Here is an 18,005-nt window from a genome sequence, read left to right as displayed (position 1 = left end):
GGGTGGGGGTGGGTGGGAGTGGAGCGCAGGTAGGCCGATGGTGGGGCCGGGAGGTTTCTCACGAGGCTCGACGTTAGGCGGCGGAGACGGGGCGCCACAGACCTCGCGGAGATTGTGGATAACTCGGCTCAGAGGTGCGGGGCCACGACGACGCCGAGCATGCCGGGACCGGCGTGGGCGCCGATGACGGGGCCGACCTCGCCGACGTAGACGTCCTTGACCTGGGGAATGCGGTCGCGCAGGCGGGAGGCGAGGGTCTCGGCTCGCGGGGCGGCGCCCAGGTGCTGGATGCCGAGGTCGACGGGGCGGTCGCCGGCGAGGTCGGCGGCGAGTTCCTCCATCCGGGCGATCGCCCGGGACGAGGTGCGGACCTTCTCCAGCGGGGCGATGCGGCCGTCGACGATGCTCAGCAGCGGTTTCATCATGAGGGCCGAGCCGAGCAGCGTGGCGGCGGCGCCGATGCGGCCGCCGCGGCGCAGGTGTTCGAGGGTGTCGACGTAGAACAGGGAACGGGACAGGCGGGCGCGGTGTTCGGCGGCTGCCGCGACCTCGTCGGCGTCGGCGCCGCGCAGGGCGGCCGCGGCCGCCGACAGGGCGGCGAAGCCCAGGCCGAGGCCGATGGCGCCGGTGTCGACGACGCGGACGGGCACGGGGGCGTCCTCGGCGGCGAGCCTGGCGGCCTCCACGGTGCCGGACATGGCCGCGGACAGGTGGACCGAGACGACGGCGCGCGCACCGCCGCCCGCGGCGGCCTTGAACGCGTGCGCGAAACGTTCGGGCGACGGGCGGGAGGTGGTGACGGGATGCCACTCCTTGAGGGCCCGCGCCGCCTCGGCGCTGGTGATCTGCCCCTCGTCCCGTACCGTGCCGCCGATGACGATCTGCAGCGGCACGACGGTGATCCCGTGGCGTTCGGCGAGGCCCGGGGGAAGGTAGGCAGTGGAGTCCGTGACGACCGCAACCGCGCTGGCCATGGGGCGAGGCTACTCCTCGGGGTGTAACGCGAAGGTGTCCGCCTGTAACGGTGTCGTGTCCGTCGCTCCCTACCCGTGGACGAGGCCGGTGAACGCCCGGGCCGCGCGGCTATGCGGCCGACGCGGCCGGACGCGGGGCGTCGCTCAGGACTGGACGGGGACGCCGCCCCTCCACACGCGCAGGGCACGCAGGCCGAACGCCCAGGCGAACGCGCCCTCGTGGTCGGCGTCCCACAGGACGATGTCGGCCAGCATGCCCGGGGCCAGGGAGCCGCGGTCGCCGACGCGCAGCGCGGCCGCGCCGCCGAGGGTGGCGGCGCGCAGGGCCTCGGTGACGCTGAGCCCGTACATCGCCACGGCCAGGCCGATGACCAGCGGCATCGAGGTGATGCCGCACTGGCCGGGGTGGTCGGTGCCGAGGGCGACGGTGACGCCGCGGTCGAGCATGGCGCGCACCGGCGCCGGGGGACGCGAGCTGTTGAGCGCGCTGCCCGGGCAGACGGTGGCGGTGACCCCGGCGTGCGCCAGGGCCTTGATGTCGTCCTCGTTGGCGTGGGTGAGCAGGTCGGCGGAGGCGCAGCCGACCTCGGCGGCGACCTGCGCGGCGCCGACGCGCTCGTTGGCGCAGGCGTGCATGCGGGCCTTGAGCCCGGCGCGCTTGCCGGTGAGCAGCAGGGCGCGGGCCTCCTCGGCGGTGAAGTGACCTTCGTCGCAGTACACGTCGATGCTGTCGGCGCCCGCCGCGGCGGCGTCGGCGGCCCACAGGCGGATGGCCTCGATGTAGTCGCGGCGGCGGCCGAAGAACTCCGGCGGCAGGATGTGCGCGGCCAGGAAGGTGGCGTGGATGCGCGGCATGGCGGGCTCGCCCTCCAGCGAGCGCAGCATGCGGATGTCGGCGAGCTCGCCGTCGCGGGTGAGGTGGTAGCCGGTCTTGGCCTCGACCGTGGTGGTGCCCGCGAGGATCCACTGGCGCAGCCGCTCGCGGACGCCGTTGCACAGCGTCCAGGGGTCGGTGCCGCGGGTCACGGTGACCGTGGAGTTGACCCCGCCGCCCGCCGCGGCGATCGCCGAGTGGGACGAGCCGCTGGTGCGCATGGCCAGCTCGGCCCAGCGGTTGCCCGCGTAGACGGGGTGCGAGTGGGCGTCGATCAGCCCGGGCGTGACCAGGCCGCCGCCGAGGTTCTCCACGTGGTCGACGTCGACGATGTCGTCGATGACGCCGGGCACGCTCTGCGGCAGGTCGGCCGCCGGGCCTGCCCACACGATCCGGTCGTCGTGGATGAGAACGGCGGCGTTGCTGCAGACGTCGGTGCCCGTCCAGAGCCTGCCGATGTTCGTCAACAGCCGTACCGTCATCGGGTCACCGACCCGGATGGGACATCGCGCCGTTCGGCGCTGAACGGGACGCCATGAAGAGGGCCACCTGCTCTCGATCCGAAACGCCGACTGGGTGCCGGCGACTCACCGCTGGAGGGTTGGGCGATCCTGCGATCGCCATGAGCAACGAGACCGTAGATATCGGTTTCGTCACGGTAGTGCACTGACGGCCCGGCCGACAACCTCTGGCTCGTCAACGCGGGCGTCTCGACCGAGGTTCCCCGAAGGTGGCGGCGGGCTGGGGATGGTGCGAGACGTGCGCGCGGACGGTTCACCGAGGTCCGATAACCGGACAAAACTCGCATACCACCCGATAAACCATGCAATACCTGTCCGCACCGCATCGACGCCTCACCCGCCCCTAGTCATACGACCGTACGGGTTACGGCGGAACCGTCAAGCGGAATGGAGAAGCTGTCACCGTTCGGCGACCACAGAGACCACATTCGGTCGGCCCCGAAGGCGGATTTCGGAAGGGCGCTCAAAACGCCCACCATCCCCGCAACGGTACCGCATCTCCCCCGGAATCCACCGCCTTTGTGGGAAATCTCGGGCACCGAGACGCCCCGAGCACCGACTGACGGGCTGCGCGACGGTGCGGGCGGCCCGAGGCCGCCCGCATCCCCGAGGGCGGGACGCCGTCCCGCGCGTTCGGGCAGTCCGCCACGTCACTCCGCGCGTCCCCCGGCGCGGCCGATTCAGGGCGGCCGGGTCAGGGGGTGGGAGCCAGGTCCTCGAAGCGCTCCAGTTCGCCGGCCAGGTCGTCCGGGACGCGGGCGTGCAGGGCGGTGCCCTCGGCCAGGTGCTCCAGCTTGAGCACCTCGCCGCGGCTGTGGACCTGGGCGACCAGGTCGCCGCGGTCGTACGGCACCAGGACCCGCAGTTCGCGCTCCAGGCCGGGCAGGTCGGCCTCGATGGCCGCGCGCAGCTCGGCGATCCCGGCGCCGGTGCGGGCCGAGACGACCACGCTGTGCGGTTCCCGGCGTTGCAGCCGGGCCAGCGTGAGCTCGTCGGCGGCGTCCGCCTTGTTGATCACGACGAGTTCCGGGATGCCCTCGGCGCCGATCTCGCGCAGGACCTCGCGGACCGCGTCGATCTGGGCCTCGGGGTCGGCGTCGGAGCCGTCCACCACGTGCAGGATCAGGTCGGCGTCGGCGACCTCCTCCAGGGTGGAGCGGAACGCCTCGACCAGCTGGTGCGGCAGGTGCCGGACGAACCCGACCGTGTCGGCCAGCGTGTAGGCGCGGCCGCCGGGCGTCTGCGCGCGCCGGACCGTGGGGTCCAGGGTGGCGAACAGCGCGTTCTCCACCAGCACCCCGGCGCCGGTGAGCCGGTTGAGCAGCGACGACTTGCCCGCGTTGGTGTAGCCGGCGATCGCCACGGCGGGCACCTCGTTGCGGCGCCGCTCGCCGCGCTTGGTGTCGCGGGCCTTGGCCATGTCGGCGATCTGGCGGCGCAGCTTGGCCATGCGGGCGCGGATGCGGCGCCGGTCCAGCTCGATCTTGGTCTCGCCGGGGCCGCGGCCGCCGATGCCCACGCCGCCGGCGGCGCGGCCGCCGACCTGCCGGGACAGGTTGCCGCCCCAGCCGCGCAGGCGCGGCAGCAGGTAGTCCAGCTGGGCCAGCTCGACCTGCGCCTTGCCCTCGCGGCTGCGGGCGTGCTGGGCGAAGATGTCCAGGATCAGCGCGGTCCGGTCGATGACCTTGACCTGGACGGTCTCCTCCAGGTGCCGCAGCTGGCTCGGCGACAGCTCGCCGTCGCAGATCACGGTGTCGGCGCCGGTGGCGGCCACCACGTCGCGCAGTTCGGCGGCCTTGCCCGCGCCGATGTAGGTCGCCGGGTCGGGTCGGCTGCGCCGCTGGATCATGCCCTCCAGCACCTGTGATCCGGCGGTCTCGGCCAGCAGCGCCAGCTCGCGCAGCGAGTTGTCGGCCGCCTCGGCGGTGCCGTCGGTCCACACGCCGATGAGCACGACGCGTTCGAGCCGCAGGGCGCGGTACTCGACCTCGGTGACGTCGGTGAGTTCGGTGGACAGGCCCGCCACGCGGCGCAGCGCGCGGCGGTCCTCCAGATCGAGTTCCCCGGTCATCGGCTCGTCGCGGAGCGCGTCCGGAATCCGGGGCTCGTGGTCTTCAGAGAAGAGTTGAGTCATAAGTCCTCTGTAGAACGCCGCTGAGCGGCTGTGTCTTCCCGGCGATCGTCTCACGGTGCGGTCGCCGGGTCATTCGATTATCCCCACGTCACAGGTATCCCCACCTGACGAGGCCATACCCGGCCGCGGCCGGACGTAGCCGGACGTTCGCGGCCGGCGTTCTCACGCCGCGCGACGGGGAGATGACCGATGGTGGTGACGGCACGGAGCGGGTAGGGGCGTGTCGACCGCGGCGCGTCGGCCGGCCCCCTTTGACCGCCGCCTGAACGGACGAGTAACTTTCTCCACGTAACAGAAGTGAGTTTTCACGATACGAAAGAAGGGCGGGACGATGGCTGCACCCGACGGCCCGGAGGGCATCGAGGTCACCGGCCCTCTGCACGACCGTTACGACGAGATCCTCACGCCCGGGGCGCTGAGCCTGCTGGCCGCGCTGCAGCGCGAGTTCGGGCCCCGGCGCGAGGAGCTGCTGCGGGCGCGCGCCGAACGGCAGGAGCGGCTGTCGGCGGGCGGGACGCTGGACTTCCTGCCCGAGACGGCGGCGGTGCGGGCGGACGAGACGTGGCGGGTCGCCGCGCCCGCGCCCGGCCTGGAGGACCGCCGGGTCGAGATCACCGGGCCCACCGACCGGAAGATGACGATCAACGCGCTGAACTCCGGCGCCAAGGTGTGGCTGGCCGACTTCGAGGACGCCAACACCCCGCTGTGGACGAACATGATCGAGGGTCAGCTCAACCTGCGCGACGCCCTCGACCGCACGATCGACTTCACCGACCCGTCCAGCGGCAAGAGCTACGCGCTCAAGGCCGACGAGGAGCTGGCCACGATCGTGGTCCGCCCGCGCGGCTGGCACATGGAGGAGAAGCACGTCCTGGTGGACGGCGCGCCGATGTCGGGCTCGCTGTTCGACTTCGGGCTGTACCTGTTCCACTGCGGACGGCGCCAGCTCGACAAGGGCAGGGGCCCGTACTTCTACCTGCCGAAGATGGAGAGCCACCTGGAGGCGCGGCTCTGGAACGACGCCTTCAACCTGGCCCAGGACATCCTGGAGATCCCGCGCGGCACCATCCGCGCCACCGTGCTGATCGAGACGATCCCGGCGGCGTTCGAGATGGAGGAGATCCTCTACGAGCTGCGCGACCACTCGGCCGGGCTGAACGCGGGCCGCTGGGACTACCTGTTCTCGATCATCAAGAAGTTCCGGGACCGGGGCGCCGAGTTCGTCCTGCCCGAGCGCAACGCGATCACCATGACCGCGCCGTTCATGCGCGCCTACACCGAGCTGCTGGTGCGCACGTGCCACAAGCGCGGCGCGCACGCCATCGGCGGCATGGCGGCGTTCATCCCGTCCCGCCGGGACCCCGAGGTCAACAAGGTCGCGCTGGAGAAGGTGCGGGCCGACAAGACGCGCGAGTCCGGCGACGGTTTCGACGGGTCCTGGGTGGCGCACCCGGACCTGGTGCCGGTCTGCCGCGAGGTGTTCGACGGCGTGCTCGGCGACCGGCCCAACCAGCTGGACCGGCTGCGCGAGGACGTCCGCGTGTCGGCCGCCGACCTGCTGAACTTCAGCGCCACGCCCGGCGAGATCACCGAGGCGGGGCTGCGCAACAACATCGACGTGGCGCTGCGCTACCTGGCGACCTGGCTGGCCGGTTCGGGCGCGGTGGCGATCCACAACCTGATGGAGGACGCGGCGACCGCGGAGATCTCCCGGTCGCAGGTGTGGCAGTGGATGCGCAACGGCGTCGAGCTGGCCGACGGGCAGAAGGTCACCCGCGAGCTGGTGGAGCGGATCATGGACGAGGAGCTCGCCAAGATCCGCAAGGAGCTGGGCGGGGCGTACGACGAGCCGCGCTACGACCAGGCGGTGGCGCTGTTCAAGCAGGTCACCCTGGCCGACGAGTACGCCGAGTTCCTGACCACCCCGGCGTACGCCCGCTTCCCGTGACCGGGCGGCGCGGCGCGCCGGACCCGGCCCGGCTTCGGCTTCGGGTCCGGCGCGCCGCGCCCGTCAGCCCGCACGCCACCACACCTCGGCGTGGGTCAGCGACACCAGCCCCTCGTCCAGGACCACCCGGAAAGGATTCGCCCCGATGATCGCCCACGCGTGGGCGCGGTGCTCGAAGGGGAAGCCCTTGCTCGTGACCAGCGCGAACACCTCGTCGAACGCGGCGGAGAACACCTCGCTCAGCTCCTCGCCGAGCCGGTCGTAGGCGCCGGACCGCAGATGATCCGCCAACCCCTCCAGATCGCCGGCGGCGAGCAGCGGCTCCACCGCCGGGTCGTCGTCGGCCAGCAGCCCGGCCACCCGGTCGCTCGCGGCGCGCAGCTCGCTGGTCATGCCGTCCACCTCCGGCAGCGTCGCGAACGCGGCCATGACGTCGGCGGGGTCCCGGCGCGGCCAGCCCTGCGCCTTGCCCAGGCAGTACGGCACGAACTCGGGGAACTCCATGCCGTGCGCGGCCTGCGCGACGCGGACCCAGAACCCCGGCGGGAGTTCGGCGTCGCGGCCGTTCTCCTCGGCCCAGACGCCGATGTCCTGGAGGGTGTTCATCCAGAAGTGGTACAGCCCCTCCTCGGCGCACTCCCGCAGCTCGTCGGCCAGCCCGCTGGCGGCCAGCAGCGTCCCCGGCACCAATGTCCCCGCGATGGCCAGCTGCTCGCGGACGGTGCCCTCGGGGAAGGTGAGATCGGCGGTCAGGAACTCGGGGAGCATGGCCCGGGAAACTACCCGACCCTGCCCGGGTATGTCCGCGGAACGCCGACCTCGGGCGATCTTGCGGTGAACGCGGCACCGGAGGGAAGGTGAAAAGGATGGAGCAGACACTTCGGGCGCTGGCGGAGCGGTTCACCGGACTGCTCGGCGCGGACGCCGTCATCACCGACCCGGTGCGGCTGCGCACGTACGAGTGCGACGGGCTGACCGCGCACCGCGCCGTGCCCGGGCTGGTCGTGCTGCCCGGCTCCGCCGAGCAGATCGCCGAGATCGTCCGGGCGTGCGTGGCGGCGGGCGTGCCGTACGTGGCGCGCGGGTCGGGCACGGGCCTGTCGGGCGGGGCGCTGCCGCGCACGGACGGGGTGCTGATCGTGACGGCCCGGATGCGCCGCGTCCTGGAGATCGACATCCCGAACCAGCGGGCCGTGGTGGAGCCCGGAGTGATCAACCTGGACGTGACCAGGGCGGTGCGCCCGTACGGCTACTACTTCGCGCCCGACCCGTCCAGCCAGCAGATCTGCTCGGTCGGCGGCAACGTGGCGGAGAACTCCGGCGGCGCGCACTGCCTGAAGTACGGCTTCACCGCGCACCACGTGCTGGCCTGCGAGATCGTCACCCCGGACGGCGAGATCGTCACGCTGCGGGCCGGCGATCCCGGCTACGACCTGCTGGGCGCGTTCGTCGGCGCCGAGGGCACGCTGGGCATCACCACCAAGATCACGGTGCGGCTGACCCGGCTGCCGGAGACGGTGCGGACGCTGCTGGCGGCGTTCGCCTCGATCGAGGCGGGCGGCGCGGCGGTGTCGGCGATCATCGCGGCGGGGATGGTGCCGGCCGCGATCGAGATGATGGACGCGCTGTCGATCGAGGCGGCCGAGGCGGCGGTGAGCTGCGGGTACCCGCCGGGCGCGGGGGCGGTGCTGATCGTCGAGCTGGACGGCCCGGCGGCCGAGGTGGAGCACCAGTTCGCCGAGGTTGAGCGGCTGTGCCGGGAGGCGGGGGCGTTCGAGGTCCGCGTCGCCGCGGGCGACGCCGAGCGGGCGCTGATCTGGAAGGGCCGCAAGTCGGCGTTCGCGGCGGTCGGCCGGATCAGCCCCGCCTACATCGTGCAGGACGGCGTGATCCCGCGCACCGCGCTGCCCGAGGTGCTGGCGCGCATCGACGAGCTGTCGGCCGAGTCGGGCGTGCGGGTCGCCAACGTGTTCCACGCCGGGGACGGCAACCTGCACCCGCTGGTGCTTTTCGACGACGCCGTGCCGGGGGCGGCCGAGCGCGCCGAGGAGGTGTCGGGGGCGATCCTCGACCTGTGCATCGAGCACGGCGGGTCGATCACCGGCGAGCACGGGGTGGGCGTGGACAAGTCGCGGTACATGCCCCGGATGTTCAGCGAGACCGACCTGGACACGATGCAGATGGTGCGGTGCGGTTTCGACCCGGCGGGCCTGTGCAACCCGGGCAAGGTGTTCCCCACGCCGCGGCTGTGCGGGGAGGTCCCGGGCGTCCGCAAGGGCGTGCATCCGCTCGTCGCGCAGGGAAAGGCGGAGCAGTTCTGATGCAGGCGGTGGACGCCCTGGCGAAGGTCTGCGCGGACGTGCGCCCCGGCGAGCCGGAGGAGGGCGTGCTGGGCGTCGCGCCGCGCTGGGTGGCCGCGCCGGCGGACGCCTCCGAGGCGGCCGAGGTGATGCGCGTGGCGGCCGAGCACGGGCTGGCCGTGGTGCCGCGCGGCGGCGAGACGCGGCTGGACTGGGGGCTGCCGCCGCGGCGCTGCGACCTGCTGGTCGACACCCGGCGGCTGGACCGGGTGGTGGAGCACGCGGCGGGCGACCTGGTGGTCACCGCGCAGGCGGGGCTGCCGATGCGGCGGCTGGCCGAGACGGTCGCCGAACGGGGACAGCGGCTGTCGCTGGACGTGCCGCTGCCGGGGTCGACGGTCGGCGGGACGATCGCGACCGGGGCGGCCGGGCCGCTGCGGCTGCTGTACGGGGCGCCGCGCGACCTGGTCATCGGGATCACGATCGTGCGGGCCGACGGGCGGACGGCGCGGTCGGGCGGCAAGGTCGTCAAGAACGTGGCCGGGTACGACCTGGGACGGCTGCTGTGCGGTTCGTACGGCACGCTGGGGCTGATCGTGGAGGCCACGTTCCGGCTGCACCCGCTGCCGTCCGCGTGCGCCTACGTGACGTCTCCTGTGGCGGACGCGGGGGCCGCCTGCGAGGCAGTCCAGGCGATCCTGCATTCTCCTGTGGTTCCCAGCGCCCTGCAGTGCTGGACCTCCTCCGGGCAGAGCCTCGCGCTGGGCGTGCTGCTCGAGGGCGTACCGGACGGCGTGGCCGCCCGTGCCGCCCGTGTCGCCGATCTGCTGGGCTCGCGGGCGAGCATCAAGGAGCAGGCTCCCGAGGGCTGGGGCGCCTACCCCGACGGCACGACCCTCATCGAGGTGAGCGCACCCCCGGCGTCGCTGACGGACCTGCTGGGCGCCCTGCCGCCGGAGGCGACGGCGGTGTGGTCGGCCGCAGGGCACGGACACGTCGGCCTGCCGGCGCAGATGAGCGCCGGGGACGTTGCGCGCGCGCTTGAGAAGCTCCGGGGCGCGCTCGCCCCCCACCACGGCGGCGCGGTCGTGTGCTACGCCCCCGAGGGGGTACGGGAAGCGATCGACCTGTGGGGCCCCGTCCCCGCCCTGTCGCTGATGCGGCGCGTCAAGGACCAGTTCGACCCCGACCATCGCCTCTCCCCCGGCCGTTTCGCTGGAGGCATCTGATGACCGCCCCGAACGACCCCGCGGCCGCGAACGACGCGGGCGCCGGCGCAGACCCGGGTACCGACAAGGACGTGGCCGCCCCGCAGGACCGGGAACTGCCACAGCTCCTCAGCGACTGCGTGCACTGCGGGTTCTGCCTGCCCACCTGCCCCACCTACGTACTGTGGGGCGAGGAGATGGACTCCCCGCGCGGCCGCATCCACCTCATGCAGCAGCACGTGGAGGGGGCGCCGCTGTCGGCGCCCATGGTCGAGCACTTCGACCGTTGCCTGGGGTGCATGGCGTGCGTGACGGCCTGCCCGTCGGGGGTGCAGTACGACCGGCTCATAGAGATGACCCGGGCGGAGGTGGAGCAGGAGCACCCGCGCCCCGTCGCCGAACGGCTGACCCGTGAGGCGGTGTTCCGGCTGTTCCCGTACCCGCGTCGTCTGCACGCGCTCCGCGGTCCGTTGCGCGCCTACCAGCGCACGGGGTTGCGCCGCCTGGTCCAGCGCAGCGGACTTCTCGGGCTGCTGGAGCGGGTCTCGCCCTCGCTCGCGGCCATGGAACGCCTCGCCCCGCCTCTCGGCAAGGCCCAACCCAGGCTCCCCGAACGCGTCGCCGCGCGCGGGGAGCGCAGGGCGACGGTCGGCATGCTCACCGGGTGCGTGCAACGCGAGTTCTTCCCGGACGTCAACGCGGCCACGGCGCGCGTGCTGGCGCTGGAGGGCTGCGACGTGGTCATCCCCAAGGGGCAGGGCTGCTGCGGCGCGTTGTCATTGCACGCGGGCAGGCAGGAGGAGGCGCGCGCGTTCGCCCGCCGCACCATCGAGACGTTCGAGGACGTGGACGTCATCGTCGTCAACGCGGCGGGCTGCGGGTCGGCCATGAAGGAGTACGTCCACCTGCTCTCCGACGACCCGGCGTGGGCCGAACGCGCCAAGGCCCTGTCGGCCAAGACGCGCGACCTGGCCGAGTACCTGGTGGAGCTTGGGCCGCGCGCGCAGCGGCACCCGCTGCCCGTCACGGTCGCCTACCACGACGCGTGCCACCTGGCGCACGCGCAGGGGGTGCGCTCCCAGCCGCGCGCGCTGCTGGCAGGCATCCCCGGGCTGACCGTCCGGGAGATCGCCGACCCGGACGTCTGCTGCGGCTCGGCGGGCACCTACAACCTGTTCCAGCCCGAGGCCGCCGCGGAGCTCGGCGACCGCAAGGCGGCCGACGTGCGCGCCACCGGGGCCGAGCTGCTCGTCGCCGCCAACCCCGGGTGCGCGATGCAGATCTCCGACGCGCTCGCCCGGCGGGGTGACCGGATCTCCGTCGCGCACACGGCCGAAATCCTGGACGCGTCGCTGCGCGGGCTGGACCGTTCCGCCCTGCTCGGCCGTCTGACCTGAGCCGTTTCCACCATTTGTCACGTACGTCTTACCGAGCGAAATGTCCGGTATAGTGCGTCGGCCTGAGACCGGCGCGTACTGCTGTGACCGCAGAGACGCCAGAGGCGGAGTCGACCCGGGGAACGACCATGGCCAACAACCACCGTCCACGCAGCCACCGCAAGAAGAGGAGCGCGGGCTGGCTGGGCCTGGCCGGGGCGCTCACGGGCGCGGCCGGCATCGCGGTCGTGGCCGTCGGCATCGCTGTCCTGCAGCCCGACGGGAACGGCGGCGGCTCCACTTCGCTCACCAGCGAGGGCGGGCCCGCCTCCACGCCGTCCCCCCGAACCGGGCGCTCGCTGACGTTCACCACACCGGAGGGGTACGGATACAGGCTGGCGGCCGTCAGGACGGGGCTCGATCCACGCCCCTTCGGGGACGGCGAGTCCCCGCCCTCCGGGTCCACCTACGCCTACGCCGACTACGTCATCACCAACACCGGCCGGCGCCCGGTGCTCCTGGACTACCCCGCCGACCTGTTCATGCCGCGTTCCGGTGTGCCCGCGTCCGCACGCGACCGGTGCATGCCCCAGCCCGGCATCCCCGACTCCATGTGCACGCTGCCGAACAGCAGCCAGGTCACGGCCCGGCTGGACGGCTCCAAGCCGCCGGTCAGGGACGGCGCCGACACGCTCATTCCGGCGGGCGCGTCCTACGTGGTGCGCGTCGCGTCCGACCTGCCGGTCAAGGACGACATCGATCCGTCCGACCTGAAGCTGTACGTGTGGAACGCCCGCTACACCAGTGACCGCAAGGGCGTCGAACTCGCCTTCCCCTGACCGCGAGCGGGCCAGGAGCCGGTCGTGGTGCCTTAGGAGCCGGTCACGGTGCCTCAGGGGCCGGTCGTGGCGCCGGTGAAGCCGATGTCCTCGTACGGGGGTTCGAAGAAGCCGACCGCGCCGAGGTTGGCCAGGTCGCCGCGGGCGGCGACGATCTGCGGCCGCTGGTAGACGGGCAGCACGATGGCCAGCTGCCAGATGAGCCGGTCGGCCTCGTTGATCAGGCGGCGCGCCTTCTCCGGGTCGACCTCGTGGACGGCCTTCTCCAGCAGGGCGTCGATGGCGGGTGTGCCCACCCGGGCATAGTTCTGCTGGATGCGGTCGCCGCTCGGCCGGGAGAACACCGAACGCAGCGCCGACATGGGGAACGCGGTGCCGAGCCAGGAGAACGGCACGATGTCGAAGCTCCCGGGCGTGACGTACTGGTCGAACAGGTCGTCCACCGGCACCGGCCGCACGTCCACGCGAATCCCTATCCGGGCCAGCATGGCGCGTGTGAGGTCCCCCTCCTGCCTGCTGCCGGGCATCCCCGAGGGCACGACGAAACGCAGCGCGAGCGTCCGGCCGTCCTTGACGCGGTACTTCCCCCGTCGCGCCCAGCCCGCCTCGTCCAGGAGCCGCTCCGCCGCCGCCGGGTCGTAGCGGCCGAGATCGCCGGAGTTGTCCTGGTAGCCCTCCTGGGTGTTCATGAAGAAGTGGTTGCCGAGGGTCTGGGCGGGCCAGCCCAGGTCCCCCAGCGCGGCCCGGGCGAGGGCGTCGCGGTCGATGCCCAGGATGACCGCGCGCCGTACGCGCACGTCCGCCAGCAGCGGGGACGCGGCGTTGAGCGTGAACTGCCGCCAGTCGGGGCCTCCCGCCCGGCGGATGTCGGCGTTACGGACGCCGGCGGCCCGGCGCAGCGCGCCCGCGTCCACGTTGACGTCCATCAGGTCTATCTCGCCGTTGGCGAAGGCCGCCGGCATCGCCGCCACGTCCATCGCCCTGTAGACGATGCGGTCGAGCTTGGGTGCGCGCCCCCACCACAGGGGGTCGCGCACAATGGTGACGGTCTTGGCCGTACGGTCGATCTTCTGCAGCCGGAACGGCCCGGCGGTGGGCCCCATCCGCCCCTGCCATCCGGTGTTGAACCTCACGGGATCCGACGTGGTGGACGCCGGATACAGGGGGCTGAACAACGCCTTCCAGTCCGTGTAGGGCCGGGCGAACCTCACCACCACCTCGCGGTCGTCGGCCCCCCGCTCGACACGGCGGATGTGCCGGTACCCGGTGCTGATGGCCACCTGGTACCGGGGGTCGTGCCCGGACAGGGCCTGCGCCTGCGCCGCGAAGTCGCGGTAGGTGATCGGCTTGCCGTCCGACCACCTCGCCCGGGGGTTGAGCCGGTAGGTGACGACCTGTTCAGGACGTTCCCGCGTCACCTGGGCCGACTCCACGTACTCGGGGACCGGACGCGGCACCGCCTTGGCGTCGACGCGCATCACGTGGGGCAGCAGCCCGTGCAGGACGTTGGTGACCACGCTCTTGGTGCCGTTGACGTGGTGGAAGTTCCATTGCGTGGGGAACTCGGGCAGCGGCCACCGCAACGTGCCCCCGTCCCGGACCTGCTCACGCGGCGTCCAGTTGACGTCGGAGGCGGGCAGCTTGCGCGCGTCCACCCGGGGCCTGTCGTCAGTACCGCGACACCCGGCCGCCCCGGCGAGCAACGCCACGACCAGGCCGGCCCCGCACACGGCGCGCGGCAGCGGCTTGGCGGCGAAGGCGCGAAGGCTCACTTGGCCACTTCCGCGTGGTGGCAGGCGGCCTGGCGGTCCACGGACGGATCGAGGACGCGAAGGGCCGGATCGCTGGTTTCGCACCTGCGACGCAGGGCGTCGTTGCGGAGGGCGGCGTATCTGGGGCAGCGCGGGCGGAAACGGCACCCCGCGGGCGGCGCGGAGGGATCGGGCGGGTCGCCCTGGAGCGGGATACGGCGACGCTGCCGTTCACGCAGGGGGTCGGGCAGCGGGACGGCGTCCAGCAGCGCGCGCGTATAGGGGTGAGCGGGCCTCTGGTACACCACCGACGCGGCGCCGATCTCCATCAGCCGGCCGTGGTACATGATGGCGACGCGGTCGGCGACATGGCGCAGCACCGCCAGGTCGTGGGCGACGAACAGGTACGACAGGTCGAGACGGGCGCGCAGCTCGTCCAGCAGCTCCAGGACGCCGGCCTGCACGGACACGTCCAGGGCGGCGACGGGTTCGTCCAGCAGCAGCAGGCGGGGCTCCAGGGCCAGGGCCCGGGCGATGCCGACGCGCTGGGCCTGCCCGCCGGACAGGCCGCGCGGGTAGCGGGAGGCGTGCTCCTTCTCCAGGCCGACCACGCCCAGCAGTTCCTGCACCCGCAGCGGGATCTTCGGGCCGGGCGTGCCGTGCGCGGTCAGGGGCTCGGCGAGGATGTCGGCGACGCGCATGCGCGGGTCCAGGGACGAGAACGGGTCCTGGAAGACCACCTGCAGGTCGCGGCGCAGCCGTTTGCGGTCGGCGGCGGTGAGCGCGGCGGTGTCCTCGCCGAAGACGGTGATGCGGCCGCGCTGGGGCCGGGCGAGCCGGAGGATCTCCATCAGCACGGTGGTCTTGCCGCAGCCCGACTCCCCGGCCAGCCCCAGGGTCTCCCCCGCGCGCACGTCGAACGTCACCCCGTCCACGGCGTGAACCGGCCCGTCGCGCCGCTGGCGGTAGTGCCGGACCAGATCCTCCACCTTCAGCACGACTGGCCGTTGGTGACGCGCAGAGGCCTCGGGAACGCGCACCGCCGTCCGATGGGGGAACACCGCGTCCAGGTCCGCGGTCGCCTCGATGTTGACGCACGCGGCGCGGTGGCCGCCCGGCCCGACCGGCGCCGGTTCGGGCACGGCCTCGCCGCACCGCGCGAGCGCCACGGGGCAGCGCGGCGTGAACGGGCATCCCGGGGGCGGCGCGGACGCCGACGGGGGCGCGCCGTCGATCGGCACGGGGCGGACGGCCCCGTCGGCGCGCGGCAGCGACTTGAGCAGCCCGATGGTGTACGGCATGCGCGGCCGGTGGTAGAGCTGGTCGACCGGCGCGGTCTCCACGGCGCGGCCCGCGTACATCACCATGACGCGATCGGCGGCACCGGCGACCACGCCCAGGTCATGGGTGATCAGCAGGACGGCCGCACCGGTGGCCTCCCGGGCGACCCGCAGCACGTCGAGGATCTGCGCCTGGACGGTGACGTCCAGGCCGCCGGTGGGCTCGTCGGCGACCAGCGCCACCGGATCGTTGGCGATCGCCATGGCGATCATGACGCGGCGCCGCATGCCGCCGGAGAACTCGTGCGGGTAGGCCCGGGCGCGCCGGGGCGCGTCCGGGATGCCCACCAGGTCCAGCAGTTCGACGGCGCGCGTCTGGGCGGCGCGGCGGGTGGCGCCCGCGTGCACCCGGATCGTCTCGGCGATCTGGTCGCCCACGGTATGGACGGGAGTCAGCGCGGAGAGCGGGTCCTGGAACACCATGGCGATGTCGCGTCCGCGCAGGCGCGACATCTCCGCGTCGGAGCGGCCCAGCAGTTCGCGTCCGCGCAGCCGTACCGAACCGCGCACGTGTGCGCCGGACGGGGGCAGGCCGAGCACGGCCAGGGCGAGGGCGGTCTTGCCCGAGCCGGACTCGCCGACGACGCCGAGAACCTCACCGGCCCCCACCTCCAGGCTGATGCCGCGGACGGCTCGCACGCCCGGCGGGTAGGTGACGTGGAGGTCCCGTACCGTCAGAACGCTCATGCGCGCCCCCCGTACCGCCGCGGAACGCGCAGTCTGAGGCGAGGCCGGGGATGCTGGGGGGCCGCCGGGTCGAGGACGTCGCGCAACCCGTCCCCGGTGAGGTTGACCGCGACGACGATGAGGACCAGCAGCCCCCCGGCGAACCCGAACAGCCACGGGTAGGCGAGCGCGGTGCCGCTGCCGTCGGCGATGAGGGTGCCGAGCGAGGTGTCGGGGGGCCGCACACCGTAGCCGAAGTACGACAGGGCGCTCTCGGCGATGATGGCCACGCTGACGCCCAGGCTCGCGTCCACGATCAGCAGCGAGGCCAGGTTGGGCAGGATGTGGCGGGCGATGATGCGGGGGGTGCCCACCCCCAGGAAACGGGCCGCCAGGACGTATTCGCGGTGGCGGAGCGACAGCGTCATGCCGCGCACCATGCGGGCCGTCACCATCCACATGAACGCGGCCAGCAGCGGAATGAGCAGGGGCCAGCGTCCCCCCAGCGCCGGGGACAGCACGGCGACGACCAGGAACCACGGCAGGACCAGCAACAGGTCCACGCCCCACATCAGGACCCTGTCGACCCAGCCGCCCAGGTATCCGGCCACGGCGCCCACCACCGCGGCCAGGCCCGTCGACAGCACGGCCACGCACAGCCCGATGAGAAGGGACTTCTGCATGCCGCGCACGGTCAGCGCGAACACGTCCCGTCCGCTTCCGGTGGTGCCGAACCAGTGCTCTGGCGAAGGGGGCCGGCGGAACGCGGTGAAGTCGATCTCGTCGTAGCCCCATGGGGACACCAGCGGCCCGGCGAACGCGAGCAGGAACAGCAGGCCCAACAGCACGAGCCCCGTCACGGCCCGCCCGTTGCCCAGCATGCGCCGTACCGCGAGCGCGCGCGGCGAGGGCAGGTCGAGCGGGCCCGCGGCGCTCACCCCGTCGCCGCTCGCACCGCTGCCCCTCGCACCGCTGCCCCTCGCACCGATGCCGCTCACGCCGTTCTCCTCCGCACGCGAGGGTCGAGGACGACGTACGCGACGTCCGACAGCAGCCCGGCCAGCAGCACGGCCGCGGCGGCGCAGCAGTTGACGGCCGCCACCACGTTGACGTCACCGCGCGTTATGGAGTCGACCAGCCACTCCCCCAGACCGTGCCAGCCGAAGATCTTCTCGGTGAACATCGCGCCGAGCAGCAGCAGCCCGAACGTGTAGGCGAAGTAGGTGGTCATGGGGATCAGCGCCGTGCGCAGGCCGTGCCGCAGCAGCGCGTCCCGGCGGCGCAGGCCCTTGGCGCGGGCGGTGCGGACGAACTCGGCGTCCAGCACGTCCAGCATCATGGCGCGCTGGTAGCGGCAGTAGAGGGCGAACTGGGCCAGGGCGATGGTGGCCGTGGGCAGCAGCAGGTGCCGGACGCGGTCGCCCAGTCCGCCGAGCGGGCCGAACGGCCCCTCCCCCGCCCCCGGGGACGACTCGCCCACCCACTCGAACAGCCGCAGGCCGGTGAGGTCGTTGACCTCCCGCGCGGCGAGCTGCAGCAGCACCGCCAGCACGAACACCGGCACGGCCAGCAGCAGGAACGACCCGAACGTGATGAGCCGGTCGGGCATCCGGCCGTTGCGGGACGCCGCGTACACCCCCAGCAGGACGCCCAGCACGCCCCCGAGCACCGCGCCCGCCGCCAGCAGCCGCATGCTGACGCGCAGCCGCCGCCACAGCTCGTCGTTGACCGGCTCCCCCTGCCAGGTGCGTCCGAAGTCGCCGTGCAGCACGCCCCGCGCCCAGACCGTGTAGCGCTGCGGCAGCGGGGTCTCGTCGTTGAGGTTGAACCGGGTCAGCTCGGCGTCGACGACGGTGTCGGGCGGGCGCGGGCTGCGGTCGGCGTAGTTGGAGCGCGGGTTCAGCGCCGCGGCGGCGAGCAGGTAGGCGACGCTGGCGGCCAGCACGACGAGCACGGCGTGCCCGGCCACGCGCCGCAGCAGGAACGTCGTCATGCCACCCCCCTCCCCGAGCACGCGACGTGACGGAATGCTACTAATCGCTCACTCTAAGCGCGGGACGACGAGCCGATCTCG

At 73.0% G+C, this 18,005-nt stretch carries 13 protein-coding genes; 5 read left to right on the top strand and 8 right to left on the bottom strand.

Features of this window, described 5'->3' with window-relative positions:
* Nucleotides 1-128: 128 nt before the first annotated feature.
* From ABD811_RS20615 to hflX, 3 genes are all read right to left on the bottom strand, one after another.
* Nucleotides 129-974: a DegV family protein gene (locus tag ABD811_RS20615; protein ID WP_344949971.1), complete on the bottom strand. Its 846-nt coding sequence runs from the start codon at nt 972-974 to the stop codon at nt 129-131.
* A 144-nt stretch (nt 975-1,118) separates the two neighbouring features.
* The gene (gene hutI / locus ABD811_RS20610) at nt 1,119-2,330 is read right to left on the bottom strand and encodes an imidazolonepropionase (protein ID WP_344949968.1); all 1,212 of its coding nucleotides are present in this window, start codon (nt 2,328-2,330) and stop codon (nt 1,119-1,121) included.
* A gap of 733 nt (nt 2,331-3,063) precedes the next feature.
* Nucleotides 3,064-4,503 (bottom strand): GTPase HflX, encoded by a 1,440-nt coding sequence (gene hflX / locus ABD811_RS20605; RefSeq protein WP_425549441.1) that lies wholly within the window; start codon nt 4,501-4,503, stop codon nt 3,064-3,066.
* Nucleotides 4,504-4,834: 331 nt separating this feature from the next.
* On the opposite strand from hflX, the gene aceB reads away from it, so the two are divergent.
* Nucleotides 4,835-6,451 carry a malate synthase A gene (aceB, locus tag ABD811_RS20600; protein ID WP_344949965.1) on the top strand — a complete coding sequence of 539 codons (1,617 nt, stop codon included), beginning with the start codon at nt 4,835-4,837 and terminating at the stop codon, nt 6,449-6,451.
* A 63-nt stretch (nt 6,452-6,514) separates the two neighbouring features.
* Here the strand turns inward: aceB and ABD811_RS20595 are convergent, their stop codons facing one another.
* Nucleotides 6,515-7,219 (bottom strand): hypothetical protein, encoded by a 705-nt coding sequence (locus ABD811_RS20595; protein WP_344949962.1) that lies wholly within the window; start codon nt 7,217-7,219, stop codon nt 6,515-6,517.
* A gap of 98 nt (nt 7,220-7,317) precedes the next feature.
* Here ABD811_RS20595 and ABD811_RS20590 point away from each other — a divergent pair, with 98 nt between their 5' ends.
* The 4 genes from ABD811_RS20590 (at nt 7,318) to ABD811_RS20575 (ending at nt 12,174) form a co-directional block, all read left to right on the top strand.
* Nucleotides 7,318-8,772, top strand: a complete 1,455-nt coding sequence (locus tag ABD811_RS20590) for an FAD-linked oxidase C-terminal domain-containing protein (protein WP_344949959.1) — start codon at nt 7,318-7,320, stop codon at nt 8,770-8,772.
* On the top strand, nt 8,772-9,980 hold the full coding sequence (locus ABD811_RS20585) for an FAD-binding oxidoreductase (protein ID WP_344949956.1): 1,209 nt from the start codon (nt 8,772-8,774) through the stop codon (nt 9,978-9,980). Before ABD811_RS20590 ends, ABD811_RS20585 begins: the two co-directional genes overlap by 1 nt.
* A complete protein-coding gene (glcF, locus tag ABD811_RS20580; protein ID WP_344949953.1) occupies nt 9,980-11,356 on the top strand; it encodes a glycolate oxidase subunit GlcF in 1,377 nt (458 codons plus the stop codon). Before ABD811_RS20585 ends, glcF begins: the two co-directional genes overlap by 1 nt.
* Nucleotides 11,357-11,484: 128 nt before the next feature.
* On the top strand, nt 11,485-12,174 hold the full coding sequence (locus ABD811_RS20575) for a hypothetical protein (protein WP_344949950.1): 690 nt from the start codon (nt 11,485-11,487) through the stop codon (nt 12,172-12,174).
* Nucleotides 12,175-12,227: 53 nt separating this feature from the next.
* Here the strand turns inward: ABD811_RS20575 and ABD811_RS20570 are convergent, their stop codons facing one another.
* From ABD811_RS20570 to ABD811_RS20555, 4 genes are all read right to left on the bottom strand, one after another.
* The gene (locus ABD811_RS20570) at nt 12,228-13,946 is read right to left on the bottom strand and encodes an ABC transporter family substrate-binding protein (RefSeq protein ID WP_344949947.1); all 1,719 of its coding nucleotides are present in this window, start codon (nt 13,944-13,946) and stop codon (nt 12,228-12,230) included.
* Nucleotides 13,943-15,952 carry a dipeptide ABC transporter ATP-binding protein gene (locus tag ABD811_RS20565; RefSeq protein WP_344949944.1) on the bottom strand — a complete coding sequence of 670 codons (2,010 nt, stop codon included), beginning with the start codon at nt 15,950-15,952 and terminating at the stop codon, nt 13,943-13,945. The genes ABD811_RS20570 and ABD811_RS20565 overlap by 4 nt, the downstream gene beginning before the upstream one ends.
* The gene (locus tag ABD811_RS20560; RefSeq protein ID WP_344950167.1) at nt 15,949-16,845 is read right to left on the bottom strand and encodes an ABC transporter permease; all 897 of its coding nucleotides are present in this window, start codon (nt 16,843-16,845) and stop codon (nt 15,949-15,951) included. Before ABD811_RS20560 ends, ABD811_RS20565 begins: the two co-directional genes overlap by 4 nt.
* Nucleotides 16,846-16,925: 80 nt before the next feature.
* Nucleotides 16,926-17,924 carry an ABC transporter permease gene (locus ABD811_RS20555; RefSeq protein ID WP_344949941.1) on the bottom strand — a complete coding sequence of 333 codons (999 nt, stop codon included), beginning with the start codon at nt 17,922-17,924 and terminating at the stop codon, nt 16,926-16,928.
* Nucleotides 17,925-18,005: the final 81 nt, after the last annotated feature.

The organism is Actinomadura miaoliensis, assembly GCF_039536785.1.
GTDB lineage: Bacteria > Actinomycetota > Actinomycetes > Streptosporangiales > Streptosporangiaceae > Spirillospora > Spirillospora miaoliensis.
The sequence above is the reverse complement of the archived record's forward strand: the minus strand, read 5'-3'. Positions and strand labels throughout refer to the sequence as shown.